The sequence below is a fragment of the Xanthomonas sp. SHU 166 genome, assembly GCF_000364685.1.
In the GTDB taxonomy this organism is placed as follows: Bacteria; Pseudomonadota; Gammaproteobacteria; order Xanthomonadales; family Xanthomonadaceae; genus Xanthomonas_A; species Xanthomonas_A sontii.
Map to the genome: position 1 here is coordinate 1 of NZ_AQOJ01001001.1, position 2753 is coordinate 2753.

Consider the following 2753-nt stretch of genomic DNA (forward strand, 5'->3'; position numbering starts at 1 on the left):
CTGCGCGCGCGGGCGGTATCGCCGGCCTCGTACCAGGCGAAGGCGGCGTCGCCCAGCAACTGGTTGCGGGCGCTGCCGGTGGCGCCGGCGGCCTGCGCCTCGAGCTGCTGCGCCGCGTCCTTCGGCTTGCCCTGGTCCAGCAGCGCCAGCGCCGCCGATTGGGCCGGCGAAGCGCTCGGCGTCACGCTGGTGGTGGCGCAGCCGGCGACGAGCAGCGCCAGCAGCGACAGGGCGGAAATCCTTGCGAATCGCTTGTTCATTTCTGGTCCATTCGGCTGGGCACGCCGGGCGCGCCGGGGAAAACCGCTACGATTCTACCCTTGACCATGGAAAGCCCGTAGATGAGCGCCCAGCCCGGAACCCTGCACGTCGTCGCCACGCCGATCGGCAACCTCGCCGACCTGACGCCGCGCGCCCAGGAGACGCTGCGCTCGGTGGCGGCGATCTGCGCCGAGGACACCCGCCGCAGCGGCCAGCTGCTGGCCCACTTCGGCATCGAGCGGCCGCTGCTGGCGCTGCACGAACACAACGAGGAGGCGCTGTCGCAGCGCATCGTCGCGCGCCTGCTGGAGGGCCAGTCGCTGGCCCTGGTCAGCGACGCCGGCACCCCGCTGGTCAGCGACCCCGGCTACCGCCTGGTGCGCGCCGCACGCGCGGCCGGGGTGCGGGTCAGCCCGGTGCCGGGTGCCTGCGCGGCGATCGCCGCGCTCAGCGTGGCCGGCCTGCCCAGCGACCGCTTCGCCTTCGAGGGCTTCCTGCCGGCCAAGGCCTCGGCGCGCCGCGAGCGCCTGGCGCGGTTGGCCGGAGAGCCGCGCACCTTAGTGTTCTACGAAGCCTCGCACCGCATCGCCGAGTCCCTGGCCGACTGCCGCGCCGCCTTCGGCGATGCCCGCCCGGCCGTGATGGCGCGCGAACTGACCAAGCTGTTCGAGACCGTGCTCGACGGCACCCTGGCCGACCTGCACGCGCGGGTCGAGGCCGACGACAACCAGCGCAAGGGCGAGTTCGTGCTGATGGTGCAGGGCGCCGGCGACGACGCCGACGCGCAGTTGGCCGAAGGCCGCCGCGTCTACGCCAAGCTCAGCGAACACCTGCCGCCGTCCACCGCCGCCAAGCTGGCCGCCGAACTGACCGGTGCGTCGCGCAAGGCGCTTTACGGCGGTTAAGGGGGCGATAACGCTCTGCGGCAATGCGATCGCCGGCCAGTCGTCTTTGGCGACTGCGTTCTCAGGCGACTTTCGAATAATCAAACCCTGCCTGTTCGGCCTCCCATCCCAGCATCGCCAAGCCAATGCTCTTGGGGACGGGCTTTTCGCCGCTGCGGTAGTAGGCGAGCATGCGCCGGCTCAAGCCCAATGCTTCGGCGGCTGAATCCAACGTCATGTCGTGGCGATGCATCCAGGCGATGATCTGCTGGTGGGAATAGTCACCGGCTTGCTCGATCGCGAGTGCGCGCAGGTTGTCGCTGGCGAGCGCCAACTCGTCGTTGCCGTCGAAGATGACGCCGCGCTGCCATTCGTCGAGCGAGACCTTATGGAAAACGTGTGGCAGCCGTGCCTTTTTCAGGGAAGGATGCGAGGCCAAGACCTCGCTGAGGTCGACAGTGCAAGTGAAGCCGTCGGCAAAGGTCAGTGCAAGTTCGCGCGCCGCGACTGCCTTCACCTTGGTAATGACGAATTGAGGTTGGTTCATGGATTCAATTCCTGCCATCGGGCGATGAGGGTGGCTTTGTTCGCCGCGGCCCATTCAAGCGCGGCGCTCAATTCGCGTCGGCTCAGGCGGCCGGACAGAACTGCCAGGGTGTCGATGACGATCAGCGCTTCCCGACCATCTCGGGTACGCACATGGAAGTGAGGCGGCAGATGGTCGGCCGCATACATCGTGACAACGCTGTTGGCGAAACGGACGATCGTCGGCATGTGCGGAACATAGTGCAATGATTGCACTTTCGCAACAAGGATCCTGTTCGCAGCGGGTCGGAGGCCGGAAGGGGGGGGCATCAACGCCTGGCGCTCCGCGCCCTCAGTGAAGGTTTGGAGTTTTCGACGTTCTGAAAAAAGTGGCGGAGCCGGCCGATAAGCCGGGTTCTGTCGTGGACAGTCATTCTTCTAGGCGCACCGTCACCGGTACGCTCAAGCAACCTACCCGGACCCGACGCGGGCCGCGCCATGAGGTCCCTATTTGGTCTTGCTCCAGGTGGGGTTTGCCGTGCCGGTCCGTTACCGGACTCGCGGTGCGCTCTTACCGCACCATTTCACCCTTACCGGCCTGCTTGCGCAGACGTAGGCGGTATCTTTCTGTTGCACTAGTCCGTCGGCTCGCGCCGCCCAGGCGTTACCTGGCACCTTGCCCTATGGAGCCCGGACTTTCCTCGGCATCCCGCCGCACCGAAATGCGATGGGATGACGCGACTGTCTGGCCGGCTCCGCCGCGGGCATTGTCGCATGTTAAGACGGGACCCGGGTCCCGCAAATGCCAAAGCCGTACCTCTGACGGGCGATGCAGCCGAAAGCAGCCTCGGCCGCCTGCATCATCATCGCTTTTCCGGGTCCCCGGTCCCCGCACCTGGGTCCCGGTTCTCCAGCCGCGTCTCCCCAATGAACACTCCGTCCGGGCCGAACCGTCGCTCATGGATCCAGCCGTGGCCGGCGGCGTCCACCGCGACGATGGTGCTGGCGCGGGTGCCGTAGTCGTGGCCGCGGATGAAGGCCGGCGACAGCCGCCGTTCCAGGTCCGGGCCGACCCCTGTGTCG

Annotated in this window: 4 protein-coding genes, 1 other RNA gene and 1 pseudogene; 1 reads left to right on the plus strand and 5 read right to left on the minus strand. The window is 67.5% G+C overall.

The window, feature by feature from the left end; genetic code table 11:
* Positions 1-260: pseudogene (locus D180_RS22160) on the minus strand (LppC family lipoprotein); the annotation flags it as partial.
* An 81-nt stretch (positions 261-341) separates the two neighbouring features.
* On the opposite strand from D180_RS22160, the gene rsmI reads away from it, so the two are divergent.
* Positions 342-1166, plus strand: coding sequence for a 16S rRNA (cytidine(1402)-2'-O)-methyltransferase (gene rsmI / locus D180_RS22165; protein ID WP_017914495.1), 825 nt, complete (start codon positions 342-344; stop codon positions 1164-1166).
* Positions 1167-1227: 61 nt separating this feature from the next.
* Here the strand turns inward: rsmI and D180_RS22170 are convergent, their stop codons facing one another.
* The 4 genes from D180_RS22170 to D180_RS22180 form a co-directional block, all read right to left on the minus strand.
* The gene (locus D180_RS22170; protein ID WP_017911117.1) at positions 1228-1692 is read right to left on the minus strand and encodes a DUF2442 domain-containing protein; all 465 of its coding nucleotides are present in this window, start codon (positions 1690-1692) and stop codon (positions 1228-1230) included.
* Positions 1689-1919, minus strand: coding sequence for a DUF4160 domain-containing protein (locus D180_RS22175; RefSeq protein WP_017914496.1), 231 nt, complete (start codon positions 1917-1919; stop codon positions 1689-1691). Before D180_RS22175 ends, D180_RS22170 begins: the two co-directional genes overlap by 4 nt.
* 141 nt (positions 1920-2060) lie before the next feature.
* An RNA gene (rnpB, locus tag D180_RS22580) (RNase P RNA component class A) lies at positions 2061-2427 on the minus strand.
* 106 nt (positions 2428-2533) lie between these two features.
* On the minus strand, positions 2534-2753 hold a 220-nt coding region (locus D180_RS22180; protein WP_043091554.1), incomplete at its 5' end, for an NRDE family protein.